Origin of the sequence: Taklimakanibacter albus, assembly GCF_016595235.1 — a bacterium.
GTDB lineage: Bacteria > Pseudomonadota > Alphaproteobacteria > Rhizobiales > Aestuariivirgaceae > Taklimakanibacter > Taklimakanibacter albus.
On the sequence record NZ_JAENHL010000007.1, the window covers coordinates 1,285,714 to 1,306,697 of the forward strand.

The window sequence follows — 20,984 nt, forward strand, 5'->3', positions numbered from 1 at the left end:
CGCATTACTCTTCCGGCAGCCGGTCGGTGCCCTCCAGTGCTTTGCCGGTCTCGAGCAGGCTCTTGAGGCTCGCGAGGATGAGCGGCCAGCCCGATTGCACCGCATCGATCATCTTGTGCTGGCCCTCGCGCTCCGCCTCATGCGTGACGGTGAGCTTCACCAGCGCGTCCTGCGGCTCGAGCGTGATGGTGCAGCGTGTATAACCCTCGGCCTTGAGCTCGGGCATGGTTTCGTTGCGCCATTTGATGACGATGCGGCGCAAGGGATCGATGTCGACGATCTCGCCCGTATCAGCGAGGCGGCCATCGGCGAAGACGATCTTCCAGGGGGCGCCTTTCTTCCAATCGCTTTCCTGATGCGCGCCGAACCAAAATTGTCGGTTGGCCTCCGGATTGACCAGCGCCTGCCAGAGTTTTTCCGCCGTGGTCCGGATATAGGTCACATAGACGAAGCTGGGTTTGCTCATTCTTCATCCCTTTCCAAATTTTTCTTGAGATCGGTGAGCGCGCGCAATTTTCCGCGCTCGAATTTGTCGATCCAGCGGTCGGCGATCTCGAAGATCGGCGCCGGATTAAGATAGTGCTCCTTCTCGCGGCCGCGCCGGAACGTCACCACGAGATTGGCCTCTTCGAGGATCGCCAGATGTTTGCTCACCGCCTGCCGGGTCATGTTCATCTCCTCGCACAGCGCGCCGAGCGTCTGTCCGTTCTTGGCATGGAGATTGTCGAGAAGCTGCCGGCGCGTCGGATCGGCCAGCGCCTTGAATACGGCGTCCATGCTCATTCACCCAATATGCAACCATTCAGTTGCATGTCAAGAGGCAGGTTGTTTCTCGTATTTGGCGACGAAGTCTTCCGCCGAAAGCGCCGCCATGTCATCGACCACCTCGCAGAGCCGGTCATGCGGCCAATCCCACCAGGCGAGCCCAGCGATGCGCCGGGCGATATCGGCTGCGAAACGCGGGCGCAAAGGCTTCGCCGGAACGCCGGCGACGATCATGTAGTCGGCGACATCCTTGGCGACGACGGCGCCGGCCGCCACCACCGCGCCATTGCCGATGCTGACACCGGGCAGGATGATGGCGCCATGGCCGATCCACACATCATGGCCGATCGTCACCTTCTTCAGCATGCGCTCTTCGCGGAAGCCCGCATCGAGCTTCTTGCCGAGGAAATATTCGTTGGGCCGATAGGTGATCTTATGCTGGCTCACCCGTTCCATCGGATGGTTGAGCGCGTTGATGCGCACATCGGACGCGACGGCGCAGAACTTGCCGATCGATGAATAGATGATCTCGGCATGGCGCTCGACATAGGAATAGTCGCCGAGCTCGGAATCCTTGAACGCTACGCGCTCTGCCAGCGCCGTGAAGCGGCCGAGCCTGGCGTTGCGCAATTGCGCGGAAGGATGGATGACGGGCTCCCCGTCACGCGAGGCTTTGGGCGAATGCCGTTTCGGATGGTCCTTCGTCATGAGGGACCATGATAATGCAAAAGCCGCCCGGCAAAGAGCGGCTCTGCAAATTCGACAGGCACCTGGAAGATCAGGCGGCCTTTTCGGCGGCCACGCGCTTCTCGACGCTCTTCTTCAGGCGGCGGGCCTTGAGCGAGAGATTCTCGTCGCGGGACTTGACCAGGAAGGCATCGAGGCCGCCGGCATGCTCGACCGACTTCAGCGCGATGGCGCTGACGCGGAAATTATAGCCCAGTCCCATCGCATCGCTGATGAGATTGACATTGCACAGGTTCGGCAGGAACCGTGTCTTGGTCTTGTTATTGGCATGGCTGACCTTATTGCCAACCTGGGCGCCTTTACCCGTTAACTCGCAACGACGAGCCATTTCACTGCTCCAAACTCAAATTCGCGGAAAGAGGTCGGTCGTATAAGGGCAAAGCCCCTCGCCCGTCAAGTTTCGCAGCGCTTTCTTCGGGTTGCATATGGCCGCAGCGCCCAAAAGAGCGATTCCCATTTTGGCACATATGGTAAATGCCAGGGCTGAAACCATGCTCCCAAATCCTTAACAGCCGCATGGCCGCTTGTGGAAAACCGCCAACCAGGCACAAGATGTTGCTCTAAACCATTGGAACAAAAGCGGAAAATCACGAGATCTGTGATTCGGACATGCTCTGTTCCGGAAGGGGAACAAATTCTTAACAGGATGCCGGGAATTGCCTGCTTCCCAGTGAGGCTTTGCTAACCATGAGCCTCGCCCACCAGGACGAAATTAACACTTGTCATGACCTAGCGAAGAAATCGCCTTCCAGCCCGTCAGGAGGACGACCAGGGTTGACGCAGCGAAACGAATGTTCAGCCTACGGAACAAAGCCGGAATCGGGGCCTGGTCAGCGATTCGGACAGGCTTTGTTCGCCTTTGAATCCGAAGGTTAAGCCGAGGCTCATTTTCGTGCGGCCGAAGCCCTTGACCCGGACGCCCCAGGGCATCAAGTGAGAACTCAAGAAAATGCCCGCCTCCCGCAGTGTCACGGCCGTTCTCGGCCCCACCAATACCGGCAAGACCCATCTCGCCGTCGAGCGCATGCTGGCGCATGGCACCGGCATGATCGGCCTGCCGCTGCGCCTTCTGGCGCGCGAGATCTATGACCGGGTGCGCTTGCGGGTCGGCGATCACGCCGTCGCCCTCGTCACCGGCGAGGAGAAGATCATTCCGGCCACCCCGCGCTTCTGGGTGGCGACGGTGGAGGCCATGCCCTCCAATATCGACGTGAATTTCCTCGCCATCGACGAAATCCAGCTCTGCGCCGATTTCGAGCGCGGTCATATCTTCACCGACCGTCTGCTCAACCGGCGCGGCCGCGAGGAGACGATGCTCCTGGGCGCCGCCACCATGCGCCCGATCATCGAGCGGCTGGTGCCCGGCACCAACTTCGTCGCAAGGCCCCGTTTCTCCAAGCTGACCTATGCCGGCAGCAAGAAGCTGTCACGGCTCCCAAGGCGCTCCGCCGTCGTCGCCTTCTCGGCCGAGACCGTCTATGCGGTGGCCGAATTGATCCGCCGCCAGCGCGGTGGGGCCGCTGTCGTGCTGGGCGCCTTGTCGCCGCGCACCCGCAATGCGCAAGTGGCTCTCTTCCAGTCGGGCGATGTCGATTATCTGGTGGCGACGGATGCCATCGGCATGGGCCTCAATATGGATGTCGATCACGTCGCTTTCGCCGCGACGCGCAAATTCGACGGCTTCCACTACCGCAACCTCAACCCTTCGGAGCTGGGCCAGATCGCCGGGCGCGCCGGACGTTATCTCAATGACGGCACTTTCGGCACCACCGGTGAGGCCGAGCATTTCGACGCCGACATGATCGAACGCCTGGAGACCCACAAATTCGACAATGTGCCGGTGCTCCAATGGCGCAACCGCGACCTGGATTTCCGTTCGATCGACGGGTTGAAAAGGAGCCTCGGTTTTTTCCCGCGCATCGAGGGCCTGACGCGGGCGCAAGCCGGGCCCGATATCCTGGCGCTCGAGGCCTCGGCGCGCGACGAAACGGTCGCCGGCCTCGCCGCCACCCCCGCCCAGGTGGCGCTTCTGTGGGATGTCTGCCAGATCCCCGATTACCGCAATATCAGCGCCAGCGAGCATGCGGGGCTGGTCGGGCGTATCTTCGAGTTCCTGTCGCGCGACAAGCACCGCATCCCGGAGGACTGGTTTGCCCGCCAGCTCAGCCACTGCGACCGCTCCGACGGCGACATCGATACCCTGTCCAATCGCATTGCCCATGTCCGGACCTGGACTTTTGTGGCAAACCGTTCCGACTGGCTGGAGGCACCGCTCTTCTGGCAGTCGCGCACCCGCGAAATTGAGGACAAATTATCAGATGCCTTGCATGAAAGGCTCACACAGCGTTTTATCGACCGCCGCACGAGCGTGCTCATGCGGCGTCTGGCCCAAAAGGAAGAATTGATGTCGACGGTTGAGGAAGATGGCGCCCTGCATGTGGAAGGCGAGTATGTGGGCCGCATCAAGGGATTCCACTTCATTCCCGATGGTGGAGACGGCGCCACCGGCAAGACGGTGAAAGCCGCCTCGCTGAAGGCCGTGGCGACCGAGATCGCCGGCCGCGCTCAGACGGTCGCCGCCTGTCCCGATCCCGATCTGTCGCTGACGCGGCAGGGTCAGATCGTCTGGCAGAATGCGCCGATCGCCAGGCTCGAGGCCGGCCCCGCCCTCCTCAAGCCGCGCATCGTCATCATCGCCGACGACCAGCTGACCGGCCCCGATCGCGAGGCGGTGCAGGCGCGGCTCGAGAAGTTTCTGAGCCGCCACATCGCCAACGTGATCGAGCCCTTGATCAAGCTCGAAGAGGGCGAGGGCCTCACCGGCACCAGCCGCGGCATCGCCTTCCGCCTGGTCGAGACGCTGGGCGTGCTGCCGCGCGATCAGGTGGCGCAGGAAGTGAAAAGCCTGAGTCAGGACGAGCGCGCCGCCTTGCGCAAATTCGGCGTGCGCTTCGGCGCCTTCAATGTTTTCGTGCCGCTGCTGCTGAAGCCCGCCGCAACGCAATTGCGCCTGCTGCTCTGGGGCCTGGAGAAAGGCAAGGAAGGCAAGTTCGATCTCGAGACCTTGCCGGAATCCCCGGGCCAGGGCCTCACCTCTGCGATTTTCGACCGTTCGACGCCGCGCGGCTTCTACGGCATTTGCGGCTACCGCATCTGCGGGCCGCGCGTGGTGCGCATCGACATGCTGGAGCGGCTCGCCGACATGATCCGCGACCGGGTCTTCTGGCGCCCGCGTTTTCCGGAAGAACCGCGCCCGGCCGGCTCCATCGAGGGCGGCGGCTTCGGCATCGTGCCCGACATGATGTCGCTGGTCGGCTGCTCGGGCGAGGAGTTCCAAGCCATTCTGCGCAGCCTCGATTTCCGCATGCAGAAGCGCAAGGTGAAGCGGCCGGTGCCGGCCGCCACGGCGCCGGCGGCAGCCGAGCCGGAAGCCGCAACCGAAGCTCCTTCGGGCGACGCGGTGGCTGAGATTGTGGCCGAACCGGTCATCGAGCCCGTTGCGGAGGCCGTAATAGAGACACCCGCCGTCGAGGCGGCGCCGGTCGAGACCGAGCTTTCGGACGAAACCGCCGAGACCGCGCCCGCCACGGCCGAAGGGGAAGCGGCAGTCCCTGCCGACGCCGCTCCGGTTGAAGGGGACGCGGCGGTCCCCGCTGAGACAACCGCGGCCGACGCGTCGGCGGAGGAGATCGAGATCGAGGTCTGGTGGCCCAAGGACACCGGTCCCTTCCGCCGCGAGCGCCAGAAGCCCGAGGCGCGGCCGCAGCAACAGCAGCAGCAACGCCATCGGCGCGGTAAGGAACGCGGCGAGCATAAGGCGCAGGACGGCGGCAAGCCCGGCCAGCGGCCCCAGAAGCCGCAGCGCCCGCCCCGCCCCGAGCGCAAGCCGGAAAAGCCGATCGACCCCGATTCGCCTTTCGCCATTCTGGGGGCGCTCAAGGCGCAACTCGCCAATAAGACGTGAGTCGGCAGCGCATCGACAAATGGCTGTGGTTCGCCCGGATGGTGAAGACCCGGACTTTGGCCGCGTCCATAGTGTCGCAGGGGCAGGTCCGGCTCAATAAGGTGAAGATCGCCAAGCCCGCCCAGGAGGTGGGGCCGGGCGATGTGATAACCTTGGCCGCGCATGGCCGGGTGCGGGTCCTCAAGGTGCTGGCGATCGGCACCCGCAGGGGCCCGGCCAGCGAAGCCCAGACCCTCTATGAGGACATGGCAGACCCCGCCGCGGATGCGTCGTAAAATCTGCTGCATTAGCCCGCATCCCAGCGAAGTTGAATGACTTCGCTGAAAAGGATTCGCGCCAAAATCAATATGTTGGCGCAAATCCTTATCGCCAAAGTCTTCAACTCTGGCGGGATTTGCTCTTGCTCTAAAGCCTTGCTATAGAGCGTTCGGAATAAAGAACGGATTGTCGCGAATGACCTATATCGTCACGGAAAACTGCATTAAATGCAAGTACATGGACTGTGTGGAAGTCTGCCCGGTCGATTGCTTCTATGAAGGCGACAACATGCTCGTCATCCATCCGGACGAATGTATCGACTGTGGCGTCTGCGAACCGGAATGCCCGGCCGAGGCGATCAAGCCCGACACCGAGCCCGGCCTTGAAAAGTGGCTGGAACTCAACACCGAATATGCCCCGAAATGGCCGAATATCACGATTAAGAGGGATGCGCCGCCCGATGCCAAGGAATTCGACGGCGTCGAAGGCAAGCTCGAGAAGTATTTCTCGCCCAATCCCGGTGAAGGCGATTGATTTGAATATGTTGCGGGGCCATTAACCTTTTCCCCCGCAAATATCGCTCGTTACGCAGAATTATACCGTACACGGACAGGTCGGACTTTAATTTTCATTAAAGCCGTGCTATATTCCCTCATGATGTAAACCAGACTTACGGAAACGATCCCGGGCCCCCAAAGCTCGGATTTTTTTCGCCAAATGCCTGTCCAATGCCGGAAAGAGGGCCTGAGATCCCCATCCGCTGGACTGCCGGAAAGGCGAGATCAGACGATCGGCCGTTTGCTCAAGGCGCCGGCATTAGCTTGCGCCATCGATAGGTTGCGAGGCGAAGGAAAGCCATGACCAAATCGAAGACGAAGGCCACTGCCAAATCCCTGAAAACTGCAGCGAAAGCGAAGAAAAAGATCGTGCAAAAAGCCACTGCCAAGAAAAAGCCGGCCGTGAAGGCCAAAACTGTAGTCGCCCCGAAGAAAGTGAAGCCCGCCGTCCAGCCGGCCAAGGCCGCTGCCAAGCCGGTCCACAAGCCTGAAGTGAAAGCCCAGGCGCACGCCCCGCAGGCCCATAAACCCGCCGCTCCCGCGCCCAAGCCCCAGGCTCCGCTCCATAGGCCTGAGCAGCCGAAGGCGCATGCGCCCCAGGCCCATAGGCCCGCTCAGCCGGTCCAGGCGCCGGTGGCGACCCATGCCCCCATCACCCATATGGCCGACAAGCCGGTCGTCGCCACGCCGGCCGCCAAGAAGCTTCTGTTCAAGGTCAACGAGCTGATCGTCTATCCGGCGCATGGCGTCGGCCGCGTCGTCATGATCGAGGAGCAGGAGATCGCCGGCATCAAGCTCGAGCTCTATATCGTCGATTTCGAGAAAGAAAAGCTGCGCCTCAAGGTTCCGACCTCGAAGTCGGAGCAGAAGGGCATGCGCAAGCTCGCCGACAAGCCGCTCATCGAGCATGCGATGAAGGTGCTGAAGGGCCGCGCCCGCATCAAGCGGACCATGTGGTCGCGCCGCGCTCAGGAATACGAAGCGAAGATCAATTCCGGCGACCTCATCGCGGTGGCCGAGGTCGTGCGTGACCTCTACCGCTCCGAGCGCCAGCCCGAGCAGTCCTACTCTGAACGCCAGCTCTTCGAGCAGGCGCTCGACCGCATGGCGCGCGAGATCGCCGCGGTGAAGAAGATCGACGACGACATGGCGGTCAAGGAGATCGAAACCTTCCTCGCCAAGAACGCGCATCGCAACACCAAGGCCGATGACGGCGTTCCGGCGGAAGAAGCGGCGTGAATCGCCCCTTCTGAATGATCGATGAAGAGCCCGGCCCAGCGCCGGGCTTTTTGTTGCAGGCGATCATGTCATGAGCCCAAAATCCACTGTCGCGCCGCGCACCAAGGTCAAGCCCAAGACCGAGCGCCCGAAGCTCTGGAAGGTCATTCTCCTCAATGACGACTACACGCCGCGCGAGTTCGTCGTCACGGTGCTGAAGGCGGTGTTCCGCATGACCGCGGACCGCGCCCATGGCGTCATGATGACCGCGCATCAGCGCGGCGCCTGTGTCATCGCCGTATTCACCAAGGATGTCGCCGAGACGAAGGCGAAAGAGGCGACCGACCTCGGCCGCAGCAAGGGCTATCCGCTGTTCTTCACCACCGAGCCTGAAGAATAAGGCGCGCAATAACAGCCCCTACGCCGCGTACCGGCATTTGGTTGCATGGCCGTCTCTCAACTCATTGTGACGGGCGTGACGGCGTCCACTTTCCCGCAAGCCTCGTATCGAAGGGCGTATCCACTTGGATGATGACCTAGAGAGGACTATGCGATGACCAAATTTCACAAGACCCTGACTGCCGCCGCTGCCGCCCTGGCGATGGGGGCCGCCGGCCTCGCTTTCGCCGCCAATCCGATGGTGGGCGGCGCCGAGATGTTCCCGGACAAGAATATCGTCGAGAACGCGGTCAATTCGAAGGATCACACGACCCTGGTCGCGGCGGTCAAAGCGGCCGGCCTGGTCGAGACCTTGCAGGGCAAGGGGCCCTTCACTGTTTTCGCGCCCACCAATGAGGCCTTCGCCGCCTTGCCGGCCGGGACCGTCGAGACCCTGCTCAAGCCCGAGAACAAGGACAAGCTCGTCAAGATCCTCACCTGCCATGTGGTGGGCGCCGAGGCGTTCTCGAAGGCCATCATGAAGATGGTCGACGACGACAAGGGCAAGCACCCGGTCAAGACGGTGGGCGGCTGCACCCTCACCGCCATGTATGAGGGCGGCAAGGTGATGATCGCCGATGAGAACGGCACTGTCGCCAATGTCACCATTGCCGATGTCGACCAGTCGAACGGCGTCATCCATGTGATCGACAAGGTCCTGCTGCCGAAAATGTAACCGTCGGCTAACGGGACGTGAGACCTTGAGCCCGGTTCGCCGGGCTCCTTTTTTGCGGGGTTCCGTCCGGGCAGCGAACGCTATATAAGCGGCCCCGAGTGACCCCGTAGCTCAGCAGGATAGAGCATCAGATTCCTAATCTGAGGGTCGGAGGTTCGAATCCTCTCGGGGTCGCCATAGATTTCAATAGGCTGTCAGCTGACCTATGCCAGCTTATATGCTGATGCCCGGCACAGATCCGGCAGCATTTACCCCCCTTGACGATCCATCAGGCACAGAGTTCTGCCCGAATAAAAACGGTCCCACACTTGCCAGAATTCCGGCGTCATGCTGACATTACGCAATGTCAGAAAGCGGTGTGAGCTTGAAAACGGCATGAGCTGCGCAGTGGTTTTCCGACGGCTTTCCTTGGTCCTGGCCGTCGTGCTCTGCGCCAGTCTTCCCGCCTCTGCCGCCGAGGCTCTGAAAGGCACGGCCCTGGTCATCGGTCAATCGGCCTATGCCAGGCTGGTGCGCCTCACCAATCCGGAACGCGATGCGCGGGCGATCGAGGCGCTGCTCGATGAACTGGGATTCGCGACGACGACCGTTCTCGACGGCAATGCCAAGAAACTCCGCCGCACCCTGGACGGCTTCATCGAGGATGCCGAGGGCGCCGATGTGGCGCTCGTCTATTATTCGGGACACGCTATCGAGGCCGGCGGGGTCAATTACCTGATCCCTACCGACGCTGACATCACGTCGCTGGCAGAGGCGAATGAGAGTCTCGTCTCGCTGCAGGACGTCCTCGATCGCTTGCGCGGCAAGGCCCGCATCACCATTCTGCTGCTCGATGCCTGCCGCGTCAGTCCCTTCCCGCCTGATGCGCCTTTGAAGCCCGACGCGGCATCGCCCGGCATAGCCGTGGCCGCGGCCGGGCTCGGCGCCGGGAAGGGTGCTATCGTGCTGAACGATGCCGTTTCGCCCGATACGATCGGCGAGGTCATCGGTTTTGCCGCCGAGCCCGGCAAGGTGGCACTCGATGGCCCTGCCGGAAGCAACAGCCCCTATGCCGCCGCCCTGTTGGAGCATCTCGGCGCCAATGACGCTTATGAGTTCGGCCAGGTCATGACCATGGTAACCGAGGAGGTCTATCTCGCGACCGCAACGCGCCAGCGTCCGTGGGTCAATGCCAGCCTGAGGCGACTTCTGCGTTTCGGCGGCGCAGTGGCGGAAGTTTCGCCCGACGAGCAACTATTGTCCGGCGCCCGCCGCAAGCTTCTGCTGTCGATCGCGGCCACGCCGAAGGATATGCAGAAGCTGGTCGAAAATCTGGCCAAGGAGCAATCACTGCCGCTCGATCCACTCTACGGCATGCTGAAGGAATTGCAGGTCGATGTCTCGGCAGGGCCGCAAGAACTCGATAATCAGCTTCGCGCCGGAGCGGAGAATCTGAAGAAGCTTCTGGCCGACAAGCCAGCACCCTTGCGCAACGATCAGGAGCTTGCACGCCTTGCCGGCCTCGCTGACCGCGCCGAGGCCAAGGGCGTCATTCCACTGGCAAAGGCCTTTCGCGCCAGAGCGAGCGCCAGGGCCGACGAGCTCGACAAGACCCTCGATCAGCGCGAGGCCGATGTGATCGCCGATCGGATCGAGCTTGCCTCGACCTATGCCGATGAGGCGGGAACCGCGATCCTTGCCGCCGACTATCGGCTGGCGGCGGTGAAATATGCCAGGGCGGCCGAGCAGGCGACGGGAAAGGACGACGCGCTGGTTCTCAGCTTCCGGTTCAGCGAAGCCGATGCCTTGCGCAATCAGGGCGAATACAAGGGCGAGAATGAAGCATTGCAGCAAGCGGCCGGGCGTTATGAAGCACTTCTTGCCTCGATACCGCGCGAGCGCAAGCCGGCGGAGTGGGCCAGGGCACAAAGCAGTCTCGGCATTGCCTTGCGCGTTCTGGGTGAAAGAGGGCTTGGCAAGGAGAAGCTGAAGAAAGCGGTGACGGCATTCGAGGCCGCGCTCGCCGAGCGTCCGCGCGATCGCTTTCCGTTGGAATGGGCTGTCCTTCAGAACAACCTCGGCCGCACCCTGCTCCGCTTGAGCGCGCAGGAGAACGATCTCGAAAATCTGCAGAAGGCGTCGGCGGCGCTCAATGCCGCGCTCACCATTCAGACGCGTGACAACGCACCAATGGATTGGGCGGAAACTCAGCTCAATCTCGGCCATGTGCTTTCCACTCTCGGTGAACGTGAGACAGGCACGGACAATCTGAAGCGGGCAGCGCTCGCTTATGAAGCGGCGCTGACGGTGAGAACCCGCGAGCGCGCTCCGTGGCAATGGGCGGATACGCAAAATGGCCTCGGCCTGGTCCTGAACGCCTTGGGGCGGCGCGAAACTGGCTCGGAAAATCTGGTGAAGGCGGTCGCCGCTTTCGAGGCCGCGCTCGGCGAGTGGTCACGTGAGGAAGTTCCGCTCGAATGGGCGAAGGCGCAAAATAATCTCGGCCTTGCCTTGAGCGTGCTCGGCTGGCGCGAAACCGGCACCGGAAACTTGCTCAGGGCGGCCACGGCCTATCAGGCCGCTCTCACCGAGTGGACCCGTGAGCGCGTTCCGCGGCAATGGGCCAACGCTCAGGACGGCCTAAGCATGGTCTTTCTCGCCCTTGGCGAGCGCGAAGGAAAGATTGACCATCTGAAGAAAGCCATCGCGGCGTCCGAGGCATCCCTAACGGTGCTGACGCGCGATGACACGACGCTCGGCTGGGGGAATGCCGAGATCAATCTGGGCAATGCTTTGCTGGCGCTGGGGCGGCGGGAACGGAACCCGGCAACGATTTCCAGGGCAGTGGAAGTCTACGAGGCGGTGCTGGCGGATGCAAAACGTGAGGTGGCGCCCATGCAATGGGCTTCCGTCCAGAATGTTCTCGGAAACTCCCTGGCGACCCTGGCCGAAATCGGCAATCAGCCGGAGAATTTCAAAAAGGCCGCCGCCGCTTATGAATTGGCGCTGACGGAATGGACCCGTGAGCGGGTGCCGCTCGATTGGGCGTCACTCCAGTTTAACTTGGCCTTGGTGCTGCAAAACCGGGGTGTTCGGGAATACGATGAGGCGCTTCTGAAGAAAGCCATCGTCGCCTATGAGGCCGCCTTGAGCGAATGGACGCAGGATCGCCTCCCGCGACAATGGGCGGACGCCCAGACTGGTCTTGGAACCGCTTTGGTCGCGCTCGCTGGCTATGAGGCCGACAACGACGTGCTGAGACAGGCCATCGCCCGATATGACGCGGCTCTGACTGTCAAGACGCGGGAGAAAGCGCCGATGGAATGGGCTGTTCTCCAATATAATCGCGGCACCGCATGGCAGTTCCTGGGCGGACGGCAGGGCAGCAGCGGGGATATGCTCTCGGACATCGAGATCCATGGCTTTGCCACCGTGATGAAAAGGATGGGCGAGCGCGATGAACGGACGCGCAGTTTTAATGAAGCGGCTGACGCCTTTGAGCAGGCCTTGCGGGAATGGAGCCGCGAGCGCAATCGCGATCAATGGGCGCAGACCCAGATGGGCCTCGGACTGGTCAGACAGACGCTCGCCGAGGGCAATGGCGGCGACGAGAATTGGCGGAAGGCGGCCACTGCCTATGAGGCTGCGGCCACCGCATGGACGCTGGAGAAGAATGGCCTGAACTGGGCCTTGGCGAAAGACAGGCTGGGCGGCGTCTTGCTGGAGCTCGGCAGGCGGCATCGCGATGGTGCGATGATCGGTGAGGCGAGGCAAGCCATCGAGGCGGCCTGGCAAGTCTACAAGTCAAGGAGTCTCGCGGACTATGACGCCTATTTCACAGAGCGGCTGGCTGGTGTTGATGCCGCTGCGGCGACACTGGCCAAGTGATCGGCTGAGCACGGCGTAGTCCTGGCCGGGGCAAATCGGCCCTCACGCGGCGTCGAGCATCCTGACGCTACGCTTCTCGAACCGGCCGCGCGCCGACTTGATGTCCTGGCCATGTGCGTCGATCCAGTGGGCCAGTTCCGTCACCCGATCGAGGAAGGCGGCGCCCATCGGCGTCAGGCTGTAGATCGTCCAGGACGGGAAGGTGTCGGAATGACGCCGCGATACGAAGCCGTTACGGATCAGCTGGCGCAAGGCGAGGCTGAACTTCCTTTGCGACACGTCCGCCACGAAATCGCGCAGCTCGTTGAGCCGCGCCGGGGTTTCGTTGAGGTACCAGGCCAGCCGCAGCGTCGCATCGTCACCGATATGCTCGAACAGCTCGCGGATGATCACGCGATGCTCGATACCGTCCACCGCCTTCGTCTCCTGACCGCGCTGTCCGGTGTCCTTCTCCGATGTGAGCATGATAGGCCCTCTCTGCAGATTGCCGACATATAGGACGCTGCAATGGGCTCGCAAGACGTGACAACTTTGTCACTTACGCACAAGCCCGACGCGGCGATCTATTTCGCCTGTTTCACGGATGAAGCTCCACCGCGGCGGCGCAGCGGCTTCGCCGGTTGCGCCCTGAATATGTCCACGATCGCGCCGGCGACCGACAGATAGAGAGTGCTCTGGCGCGCGCCGTTCAATCCCCATGGATCCGAATCGATACCATGCAGAACGAGAATCAAACTGTCGGCCAGCGCCTCGAAATCGGCAACGCCGAGCGCTCGGCAGATGCGCGTCAGCCGCTTGCGCTCGCGGATTTCGAAATCGCGCATCAGTCCTTGCCCCAATTCCTCGCTGCGCATGGCCTGCATCGCCATGCCGATCATCTCGAGGCGCCGGTCGGTTCGTGCCAATGCGTCGGCGATGAGCTTGAGGTAGCTTTGCAGCTGGGCTGTGGCATCACCCCCACAGGCTGTATCGATCTCCTTCAGAATGGCCTCGGCCTCGGCCAGAGCGGCCTTGAAGCAGTGAACGGCCAGATTCTCCTTGGAGCCGAAATGACGATAGAGCGTCATCTTGTTGCTGTTGGCGACGGCGGCGATTTCATCGACACTGGCGTCCTGGACGCCGTGCTTCTGAATGAGCGCGCAGGCGGCGGCGAGTATGCGCTCGCGCGGCCTGGGATTGCCCCGTGATGCCGGCACCGCCCTGCGCTTGCCTGCCGGCTTCGACCTGCCGGAGGCGGAAACGGATGTCGGCGCCTTAGGCCCAGCTCTGAACAACCGCACCAGCAAGCGGGCGCGCGCCGAAAACAACGCGCTGCGGCCCGCGCTGGCGAGCCCCCACGGATTGGCGCGGATGCCATGCGCGAGCAGCATCAGCGCCTCGCTGAGTATGTCGCCGTCGGCAATGCCGGACCTTCGGCATATGTCGGCCATTCGCCTGCGATGCCGCAGGATGAAGGCGTCCAGCAAAGGGCGGGCGGCGGCATCTTCCCGCGCCTGCCGGAACACGGCGAAGATGAGCTCGCTGCGACTGTCGCCGCTCGCACATCCCTTCGCCATCTTGACGATCCAGTCATCGAGCGCGCCGGCGGGATTGTCGTACATTTCGGCCGCCCGCCATTTGCCGTCGATCTCATCGATGACGGCACGCAGGCAGGCAATCGCCAAATTCTCCTTCGAGCCGAAATGCCGGTAGAGCGTCATTTTATTGCTGTCGGCGGCGGCCGCGATCTCATCGACACCGACGGCTTGGACACCGCGCTGGCCAAAGAGATCACGCGCCGCATCGAGAATGCGTTCGCGCGGCCTCACGGTATCGATTTTGCTTTTGCCGGCGGCCACCAGTTTTCTGCTTGACTTTGTTACTGATCAGTCACAGAATAGTGACTAGCAAGTAACATACAGGTTCTCGTCGGTGACTTCAACCACGGGCACCTACAATCCGGTCATGGACCGGGGGCAGAGAACCTGAACAACGTGATTTCGCGTTGTTCAGGTTCGTTCGATGACATGAAATCTTCATGAGGTCATTGATGACGGATATAAGGCAGGACTCCGCTGAAGCGGACGACGACTCGTTCATGAATCATTACTTCGATCGGGCGCTCAGATTGCGCGAGATGGAGAGCGCGAAGGCGGGCGGTCACGTATCGCCAGGCTCTGCCCCGGTCCGCCGCCGAACTTCCGCCGTATCGCGCTCATAGGAAGCGCCGATCATGAATGGTTACGCCGTGCGTGCCGGACTTCGCGTCAACTCACTGCCTCGTGATCGAGACGATCCTGACACTGGCGAGCATGCGCCGCGAATACAATTTGATACTCAATCTTCATTGTGAGCATGACTCACATTCCTTATATGCAAATCCGTGAAATCTTCCGAAATGAACTATGTGGTAGTCAGATGAGCCTCTCGACGCAGGAAAGCGATTCAATGTCCTCTACGAACAGGGCGAGCAGCGACGACGAGTTCATTGTCGTGCGCGAGATACTCTCGCGTTTGGGCGACAAATGGAGCGTGCGTGTCATCCATGAGGCGGCCGGCGAGCCGATCCGCTTCACCGACCTGAAGCGCAAGATCGAGCGATCGACGCCGATTTCATCGCGCGTATTGACGCGCACGCTGAAGCAGCTCGAGCGCGACGGCCTCGTTACGCGCCGCGTCTACCCGGTGGTGCCGCCACGCGTCGAATACAGGCTCACCGAGCTCGGCCAGCAGTTTCTTCATCACGCCCAGGAGATCATGGGCTGGACGATGGAGCACCAGACTGCGTTCGAGACGGCGCGCCGCGAATTCGAAGCTCAGACGACTGAGCAGTAGACTCCATCACTTTTTGCATCTCAGTGACGCGGCGGAACACTACCGCCGCGTCTTTATTTTACGACCATCGCCGACGAAGCAGGTCTCAAAGTTACATGCATGTAACTTGAAGACTCCCTGGATCACGATCGCCTGAAGTCAATTCGACCTGAAGGGACAAACGCGATCGGAGCCTTAACTTTAGCGCATGATCGGACGGAAAGTCGGCCTCCACTTTTCCTGTCCACGCGCTTGTCACATTTCCGTCACTGTCGCGCGACTCTAAGTTACCTCTTTGTCCCTGTTACAAAAACCGCACAGCAGCTGACAAATCGTCTTCCGCAACGCAGGCGGGAATTGCAATCCGTTCCGGCGAAAAGTATCCAACCAGTAACCTCGATTCATTGAAGAGAGGTTTTGGGCAATATTCCCCAGGGGGAAATTTGTCGTACTATCGCAACACGGCGATTGTCGCTGTTTTGAGGGAGAATAAAATGAACATGTTGAAGTGGGCGCTCATGGGCAGTGCGGCTCTCGCCGTGACGGCCACCGCCGCCCGGGCTGATGATCTCAGCGCTCTCAAGGCGCAGATCGAAACCCTGCAGTCGCGCGTGACCCAGCTCGAAGCTCAGCCGCAGGCCTCGATGCCGTCGGGCTACAGCCTGCTGTCGATCCGCGACGGCCAGGGCAATTTCCAGGGCGTTCTGCCGGAACGCGCTGCTGATCGCGTCCGTGAAGAATCGGGCTTCACGCTCTCGGTCGTTCCGACCGCTGACGCGGCTCCGGCTGCCGAAGTGTCGGTGTCCGGCGAAATCCGCACCGCCTTGATCTACACGGACTACGAGAACGACGACAACGCGGACATCAACGTCCGTGGCCGTATCTTCATCAAGGGCAAGGCCGACACGGCCGTGGGTGAAGTCGGTGGCTACTTCCGTCTCCAGGCCAATGGCGGTGGTGATTTCGGCGACTACTCCGAGAACACCAAGATGAACAAGGCCTATGGCTGGTGGAAGTTCGCTCCGGAATGGGAGCTGATGGCCGGTTATAACGACAACACCGCCGCTCTTCAGGTGGGTTGGGACTGGCTCGCGGCCACCGGCCCGGTCGCTTCCTTCGGTCCGTCGAACCCGGCTAACGAGCAGATGCGCCTGACCTACTCGTCCGGCCCGCTCTCCTTCGCCATCGCGGTCGAAGATCCGGACAGCGCGACGGGTTACGCGGTCAACTTCGGCGCTGACAAGGCGGCTGGCGGCGGCGACGACTTCGTCGTTGAAGCTGACGCTGCCGACCGCAGCGACATCCCGGCCGTTCAGGGCTACCTGATGTACTCGTCGGATGCCTTCACCGGTCAGATCGTCGCTCTCTATCAGGACGACACTCTCGGTGATGACGCCGACTGGGCGATCGGCGGCGGTGCCACCGTCGGCCTCGGCGAGATGTTCCAGCTGACCGTTGGCGCAGTCTACGGCGAAGGCACCAACTCCTACGCCAACAACCTCGGCCCGCTGACGGTTGACGAAGAATTCTGGGGCGCGTCCGCAGGCATTCTCGCCAATCTCTCGGAAGACACCCGCCTCGAGCTGGGCGTCGGCTATGAGGACTACGACAATGCCGGTACCGCTCTCGGCTTCGGCGGTGGCGTGTACTGGGATCCGGTCAGTCAGGTCACTCTCGGCGTCGGCGCGACCTACATCGACTACGGCGATCGCCAGGATGTCGGCACCGATGGCCTGGGCAACCTCGCTTTCGTGGACGACAGCAACGAAGACAGCCTCCAGGTGTTCTTCGGCACCTGGCTGCGCTTCCCCTGATAAAGGGACGAGGATTGTGATTTAGTGCCGGTAGTTCCCACTTCTGGACGCTGAGTTCCGATCCCCTACAGGGACCCCCGCAATCGCATTGCGGGGGTTTCTTTTTGCGTTGCACGACAGGTTACCAACGCACACGCTCATAAGCGACAGACTTTATTGTAACCGAACGCACGCCACTTCTACGCATCGTCGTTCTCTAATCATTGCGACTCCGACACACATTCCTGTTCCTGTTACAAAAACCGCACAGCCGGAATTAATCGATCCCGTCCGCGTGCCGACCAATTGTATTTCAGCCAACCTCGGATAAGTATCCGTTCAACCTCGATTCACAGAGTGGGGGTTGATACAGCGCTCTTCGGGAGAATTGTATCAAGAACGCAACAAAGTGCGTTTCGCTGCATTGATGGAGACTAATAATGAAAACGATGAAATGGGCGCTTTTGGGCGGTGCGGCGGTTGCCGTGACAGCCACCGCTGCCCGCGCCGACGATCTCAGCGCGCTCAAGGCGCAGATTGAAACCCTCCAGTCGCGTGTGACGCAGCTTGAGGCGCAGCCGCAGGCCTCGATGCCGTCGGGTTACAGCCTGCTGTCGATCCGTGACGGCCAGGGCAACTTCGGAACACTCGTTCCCGAGCGTTCGGCCGATCGCGTTCGCGACGAATCGGGCTTCACGCTGTCGGTCGTCCCGACCGCCGATGCGGCTCCCGCCGCCGAAGTGTCGGTGTCCGGCGAAATCCGCACCGCTTTGCTCTACTCGGACTTCCGCAATGATGACAATGCGGACATCAATATCCGCGGCCGTATCTTCATCAAGGGCAAGGCCGACACCGCTGTCGGCGAAGTCGGCGGCTACTTCCGTCTGCAATCCAATGGCGGCGGCGATTTCGGCGACTATTCCGAAAATGTGAAGATGAACAAGGCCTATGGCTGGTGGAAATTCGCCCCAGAATGGGAGCTGATGGCCGGCTATAACGACAATACCGCCGTGCTGCTGACCAGCTGGGACTGGCTTGCCGCCACCGGGCCGACCCGCACCTTTGGTCCGTCCAACCCCTATAACGAGCAGATCCGCCTGACCTACTCGTCAGGGCCGCTCTCCTTCGCCCTCGCGCTGGAGGATCCGGATAATGCCGAATATCTGCGCAATGGCGAAGTCATCAACGGTGACACCGGCGACATTCCGGCGGTGCAGAGCTACCTCATGTATTCGACCGACAGCTTCACCGCTCAGATCGTCGGCCTCTATCAGAAGGACGATGCCGGCGATAATGACGACTGGGCGATCGGCGGTGGCGCGGCCGTCAACATCACCGAAGGCATCCAGCTGTTGGGCGCCGCCGTCTTCGGCGAAGGCACGTCGAGCTACGCGGCCAACCTCTCCCCGCTCACGACGGACGAGCAATTCTGGGCCGGATCGGCCGGTATTCTCGCCAACCTCTCCGACGATACCCGTCTCGAATTGGGCGTCGGCTATGAGGACTATGATGACGCGGGCAAGGCTCTGGGCTTCGGCGGCGGCGTCTACTGGGATCCGGTCAGCCAGGTCACCCTGGGTGTCGGCGCCACCTATATCGACTTCAAGGATGCCGCTGTCATCGACAATGACGGCCTCGACGTGATCGGCAACGAGGACAGCCTCGAAGTCTTCTTCGGCACCTGGCTGCGCTTCCCGTAAGCCAGAGGCTACACGAGACCAAGCACCAACCTTCCTCCTAGGTGCTTACAGACCCCCGCAAGGCCAATTGCGGGGGTCATTTATTTGCGCCGTGTGAAATGCCCCTTCATCGCGAGCTCGAGCCCGCGGCGGGTTTCCTTCGCATGCTGCTCGAAGCTCAACTGATCGTCGGCGATGAATAGTCGAACAGCATGGGCTTCGCAGTACGCGCCTCGTTCCCTTCAGTTCGCCTTGACCAGCACCACGCGGCGATTCTTGGCGCGGCCCTTTTCATCGTCATTGCTGGCGACCGGCGCCATCATGCCGGCGCCCGCGGCCACCAGCCGGTTGGCGGCGATGCCGTATTTCGCCGCCAGCTCGGCCTTCACCGCATTCGCCCGCCGCGCCGACAGATCGATATTGTAATCGAACGCCCCCTGGCTATCGGTGTGACCGACGACGATCACCGACATCTGCGGCGCGTCGGTGAGAAGCTTGGCGATCTCCTTGAGCGTCGGCTCCGATTCCGGCTTGATATCCGCCTTGTCGGTATCGAAGAAGATGCCATAGAGCGAGATGCTGCCGGTCGTCGTGAGCGAGTCCGCCATCTCGGCCGCCTCGACCACGACCATCTTCTTGTCGCGCCCCTTGGGCTCGAGCACATGGACGACGGCGATCGTGCGGCCGTTGAATGCCTTGCAGTAGAGATCGTCGATCAACGAGAAGGTCTGCACGGTGACATAGGCATCACCGTCCTCCTGCGGGATCTTGGCGGCGAAGAAACGCTGGTCGTTCACGCCGGCGGTCAGCGCGCAGGCGCCGTTGGAGAAGCCGGCATCCTTCAGATCGCTCTCATGGAAGAAATACATCATCAGGCTCATATCGCCGCCGCCGCCGGAGCTCGACCGGTCGGCCGCGCCGCCGCATTCCTCCTTCTTGCATTCGAAGAGGACCTGGCCTTTCGCCGCTTCGATCACATCCTGATAGTTGCGCAGGACTTCCAGGGGCGACCGTTCGGGCGGCAGCACATAAGCGAGACGTGTCAAGGCGCCTTCGGCCTCGATCACCTTGTCCGGCGCATGGATCCGGTTGTTCATCTGATCGCGGGCATCGGCGTCCGCGACGGGCTTCAGCGGTGACAGGGGCACACGGAAATCCGTGTAGGAGAACCGCTCATAGGAGACGATGAAGGAGCCTTCGTAACGCTTGACCAAGCCATTGTCCTTGGCGCCTTCGATATCCGCCGTAGGTTCGGTCGCATCGGCCATGGCCGGAGCCGCCGACATCACCAAGACACCCGCGACGCTCACAGCCCGCAGGATTTTACCAATCATTCGTCGCATTGAATCACGCTCCGTTGAGGCCCCATCTCGCCGGTAGCTCATTATTTCCCCTGGGTCATGATTTGGCAAGAGCGGTGAAGCGGAAGACCGGCTGGCGCACCTCGATGCCGTCCTCGCCCGTTGCGTGATGAAGCTGCTCGAGTTTCACGGCGGCCCGATCGATGGAAAAATCAGGAATGATGAAAGGCAGGTTCTTCAGATACCACGCGAGCGCGCCGACATCGGCGAAGCGCATGACCTCGGTGCCTTGCGCCTTGTCCTCGATTGTGAATCCGGCGGCCACGATCTGCCGCACGGCGAAATCCAGGTCCCACATTCTGGAAATGGACGGCGCCATTTGGCCGAGCACCCGGTGAAAGTCCCGGGCGATCGTGGAAGCGACCTGCTGCGTCGCGAAGCGCCCGCCGGGCGCCAGAACGCGCAGGACTTCGCGGGACAGATAGGATTCATGCCGGCTGATCACGAGATGAAAGGACCCATCCGGAAACGGCAGGTCGCCGCCGGGCGCGCCCCGATCCTGCACGACATTTTCCGGCGCGCCTTCGACCGCGATGACCTCCACACCGAGGGGGGAAAGCCGGGCCTGGGCTACCGGTATATTCGGCAGCCAGCCCTCGGTCGCCACACTCCGCTTGGGCAGCCGGCGCCGGCTCAACCATTCGCCGCCGCCTGTTCCCATATCGAGGAGATCGGGAGAGGCTGCCGCCAAGGCATCGACAAGCCCACCGAAGTCCCAGGGCTCCTGGGTGACGATCCGCCCGTCAAGGGAATAATCCCAGCCTTCGAACGGCCGCTCCCGGGCCTCGACCATGAGATCGCCGAATTTAGCCATGCTTATTGCCCTCGATTAAGATCTGGATCACCAGATGCGCGTCCCGGTGAAGAG

General features: G+C 61.6%; 18 protein-coding genes and 1 tRNA gene. 11 read left to right on the forward strand and 8 right to left on the reverse strand.

Annotated elements, in window-relative coordinates; all coding sequences use genetic code 11:
* Positions 1-4: 4 nt before the first annotated feature.
* The 4 genes from JHL16_RS17635 to rpmB all read right to left on the reverse strand — a co-directional run bounded on the left by JHL16_RS17635 (position 5) and on the right by rpmB (position 1,840).
* A complete protein-coding gene (locus tag JHL16_RS17635; RefSeq protein ID WP_200186173.1) occupies positions 5-466 on the reverse strand; it encodes an SRPBCC family protein in 462 nt (153 codons plus the stop codon).
* Positions 463-777: an ArsR/SmtB family transcription factor gene (locus tag JHL16_RS17640; RefSeq protein WP_200186174.1), complete on the reverse strand. Its 315-nt coding sequence runs from the start codon at positions 775-777 to the stop codon at positions 463-465. Before JHL16_RS17640 ends, JHL16_RS17635 begins: the two co-directional genes overlap by 4 nt.
* 36 nt (positions 778-813) lie before the next feature.
* Positions 814-1,473: a DapH/DapD/GlmU-related protein gene (locus JHL16_RS17645; RefSeq protein ID WP_200186175.1), complete on the reverse strand. Its 660-nt coding sequence runs from the start codon at positions 1,471-1,473 to the stop codon at positions 814-816.
* Positions 1,474-1,543: 70 nt separating this feature from the next.
* Positions 1,544-1,840, reverse strand: a complete 297-nt coding sequence (rpmB, locus tag JHL16_RS17650; RefSeq protein ID WP_137857605.1) for a 50S ribosomal protein L28 — start codon at positions 1,838-1,840, stop codon at positions 1,544-1,546.
* Between the two features lie 621 nt (positions 1,841-2,461).
* On the opposite strand from rpmB, the gene JHL16_RS17655 reads away from it, so the two are divergent.
* The 8 genes from JHL16_RS17655 to JHL16_RS17690 all read left to right on the forward strand — a co-directional run bounded on the left by JHL16_RS17655 (position 2,462) and on the right by JHL16_RS17690 (position 12,490).
* Positions 2,462-5,476 carry a helicase-related protein gene (locus JHL16_RS17655; protein ID WP_200186176.1) on the forward strand — a complete coding sequence of 1,005 codons (3,015 nt, stop codon included), beginning with the start codon at positions 2,462-2,464 and terminating at the stop codon, positions 5,474-5,476.
* Positions 5,473-5,751 carry an RNA-binding S4 domain-containing protein gene (locus tag JHL16_RS17660; protein WP_348647231.1) on the forward strand — a complete coding sequence of 93 codons (279 nt, stop codon included), beginning with the start codon at positions 5,473-5,475 and terminating at the stop codon, positions 5,749-5,751. The genes JHL16_RS17655 and JHL16_RS17660 overlap by 4 nt, the downstream gene beginning before the upstream one ends.
* Positions 5,752-5,929: 178 nt before the next feature.
* Positions 5,930-6,268 (forward strand): ferredoxin FdxA, encoded by a 339-nt coding sequence (gene fdxA / locus JHL16_RS17665; RefSeq protein WP_137857603.1) that lies wholly within the window; start codon positions 5,930-5,932, stop codon positions 6,266-6,268.
* 323 nt (positions 6,269-6,591) lie between these two features.
* Complete coding sequence (locus tag JHL16_RS17670; RefSeq protein ID WP_200186177.1) at positions 6,592-7,530, forward strand: CarD family transcriptional regulator; 939 nt, start codon at positions 6,592-6,594, stop codon at positions 7,528-7,530.
* 70 nt (positions 7,531-7,600) lie between these two features.
* Positions 7,601-7,909: an ATP-dependent Clp protease adapter ClpS gene (clpS, locus tag JHL16_RS17675; protein WP_200186178.1), complete on the forward strand. Its 309-nt coding sequence runs from the start codon at positions 7,601-7,603 to the stop codon at positions 7,907-7,909.
* A gap of 153 nt (positions 7,910-8,062) precedes the next feature.
* Positions 8,063-8,623, forward strand: coding sequence for a fasciclin domain-containing protein (locus JHL16_RS17680; RefSeq protein WP_200186179.1), 561 nt, complete (start codon positions 8,063-8,065; stop codon positions 8,621-8,623).
* Between the two features lie 100 nt (positions 8,624-8,723).
* A tRNA-Arg gene (locus JHL16_RS17685) sits at positions 8,724-8,800 on the forward strand.
* A gap of 198 nt (positions 8,801-8,998) precedes the next feature.
* Positions 8,999-12,490: a caspase family protein gene (locus JHL16_RS17690; RefSeq protein WP_200186180.1), complete on the forward strand. Its 3,492-nt coding sequence runs from the start codon at positions 8,999-9,001 to the stop codon at positions 12,488-12,490.
* A gap of 42 nt (positions 12,491-12,532) precedes the next feature.
* On the opposite strand, the gene JHL16_RS17695 is transcribed toward JHL16_RS17690, so the two are convergent.
* Together JHL16_RS17695 and JHL16_RS17700 are read right to left on the reverse strand one after the other, a co-directional pair.
* A complete protein-coding gene (locus tag JHL16_RS17695) occupies positions 12,533-12,955 on the reverse strand; it encodes a winged helix-turn-helix transcriptional regulator (RefSeq protein ID WP_200186181.1) in 423 nt (140 codons plus the stop codon).
* Positions 12,956-13,053: 98 nt separating this feature from the next.
* Positions 13,054-14,328 (reverse strand): TetR family transcriptional regulator, encoded by a 1,275-nt coding sequence (locus JHL16_RS17700; protein ID WP_200186182.1) that lies wholly within the window; start codon positions 14,326-14,328, stop codon positions 13,054-13,056.
* Between the two features lie 589 nt (positions 14,329-14,917).
* Here JHL16_RS17700 and JHL16_RS17705 point away from each other — a divergent pair.
* From JHL16_RS17705 to JHL16_RS17715, 3 genes are all read left to right on the forward strand, one after another.
* A complete protein-coding gene (locus tag JHL16_RS17705) occupies positions 14,918-15,304 on the forward strand; it encodes a winged helix-turn-helix transcriptional regulator (protein ID WP_200186183.1) in 387 nt (128 codons plus the stop codon).
* Positions 15,305-15,777: 473 nt separating this feature from the next.
* Complete coding sequence (locus JHL16_RS17710; protein ID WP_200186184.1) at positions 15,778-17,097, forward strand: porin family protein; 1,320 nt, start codon at positions 15,778-15,780, stop codon at positions 17,095-17,097.
* Between the two features lie 419 nt (positions 17,098-17,516).
* Positions 17,517-18,776 carry a porin gene (locus JHL16_RS17715; protein ID WP_200186185.1) on the forward strand — a complete coding sequence of 420 codons (1,260 nt, stop codon included), beginning with the start codon at positions 17,517-17,519 and terminating at the stop codon, positions 18,774-18,776.
* 221 nt (positions 18,777-18,997) lie between these two features.
* Here the strand turns inward: JHL16_RS17715 and JHL16_RS17720 are convergent, their stop codons facing one another.
* Together JHL16_RS17720 and JHL16_RS17725 are read right to left on the reverse strand one after the other, a co-directional pair.
* Entirely contained in the window at positions 18,998-20,041 is a 1,044-nt protein-coding gene (locus JHL16_RS17720; protein WP_246770963.1) for an OmpA family protein, read from the reverse strand.
* A gap of 112 nt (positions 20,042-20,153) precedes the next feature.
* Positions 20,154-20,930, reverse strand: a complete 777-nt coding sequence (locus JHL16_RS17725; RefSeq protein WP_200186186.1) for a class I SAM-dependent methyltransferase — start codon at positions 20,928-20,930, stop codon at positions 20,154-20,156.
* Positions 20,931-20,984: the final 54 nt, after the last annotated feature.

Excerpts from the sequence above, each read along its gene's own strand:
- JHL16_RS17670 (WP_200186177.1), top strand. The coding sequence starts at position 6,592 with ATGACCAAATCGAAGACGAAGGCCACTGCCAAATCCCTGAAAACTGCA.
- JHL16_RS17690 (WP_200186180.1), top strand. The coding sequence starts at position 8,999 with ATGAGCTGCGCAGTGGTTTTCCGACGGCTTTCCTTGGTCCTGGCCGTC.
- JHL16_RS17680 (WP_200186179.1), top strand. The coding sequence starts at position 8,063 with ATGACCAAATTTCACAAGACCCTGACTGCCGCCGCTGCCGCCCTGGCG.
- JHL16_RS17640 (WP_200186174.1), bottom strand. The coding sequence starts at position 777 with ATGGACGCCGTATTCAAGGCGCTGGCCGATCCGACGCGCCGGCAGCTT.
- JHL16_RS17705 (WP_200186183.1), top strand. The coding sequence starts at position 14,918 with ATGTCCTCTACGAACAGGGCGAGCAGCGACGACGAGTTCATTGTCGTG.
- clpS (WP_200186178.1), top strand. The coding sequence starts at position 7,601 with ATGAGCCCAAAATCCACTGTCGCGCCGCGCACCAAGGTCAAGCCCAAG.
- JHL16_RS17725 (WP_200186186.1), bottom strand. The coding sequence starts at position 20,930 with ATGGCTAAATTCGGCGATCTCATGGTCGAGGCCCGGGAGCGGCCGTTC.
- JHL16_RS17720 (WP_246770963.1), bottom strand. The coding sequence starts at position 20,041 with ATGTCGGCGGCTCCGGCCATGGCCGATGCGACCGAACCTACGGCGGAT.
- fdxA (WP_137857603.1), top strand. The coding sequence starts at position 5,930 with ATGACCTATATCGTCACGGAAAACTGCATTAAATGCAAGTACATGGAC.
- rpmB (WP_137857605.1), bottom strand. The coding sequence starts at position 1,840 with ATGGCTCGTCGTTGCGAGTTAACGGGTAAAGGCGCCCAGGTTGGCAAT.
- JHL16_RS17710 (WP_200186184.1), top strand. The coding sequence starts at position 15,778 with ATGAACATGTTGAAGTGGGCGCTCATGGGCAGTGCGGCTCTCGCCGTG.
- JHL16_RS17695 (WP_200186181.1), bottom strand. The coding sequence starts at position 12,955 with ATGCTCACATCGGAGAAGGACACCGGACAGCGCGGTCAGGAGACGAAG.
- JHL16_RS17715 (WP_200186185.1), top strand. The coding sequence starts at position 17,517 with ATGAAAACGATGAAATGGGCGCTTTTGGGCGGTGCGGCGGTTGCCGTG.
- JHL16_RS17635 (WP_200186173.1), bottom strand. The coding sequence starts at position 466 with ATGAGCAAACCCAGCTTCGTCTATGTGACCTATATCCGGACCACGGCG.
- JHL16_RS17655 (WP_200186176.1), top strand. The coding sequence starts at position 2,462 with ATGCCCGCCTCCCGCAGTGTCACGGCCGTTCTCGGCCCCACCAATACC.
- JHL16_RS17645 (WP_200186175.1), bottom strand. The coding sequence starts at position 1,473 with ATGACGAAGGACCATCCGAAACGGCATTCGCCCAAAGCCTCGCGTGAC.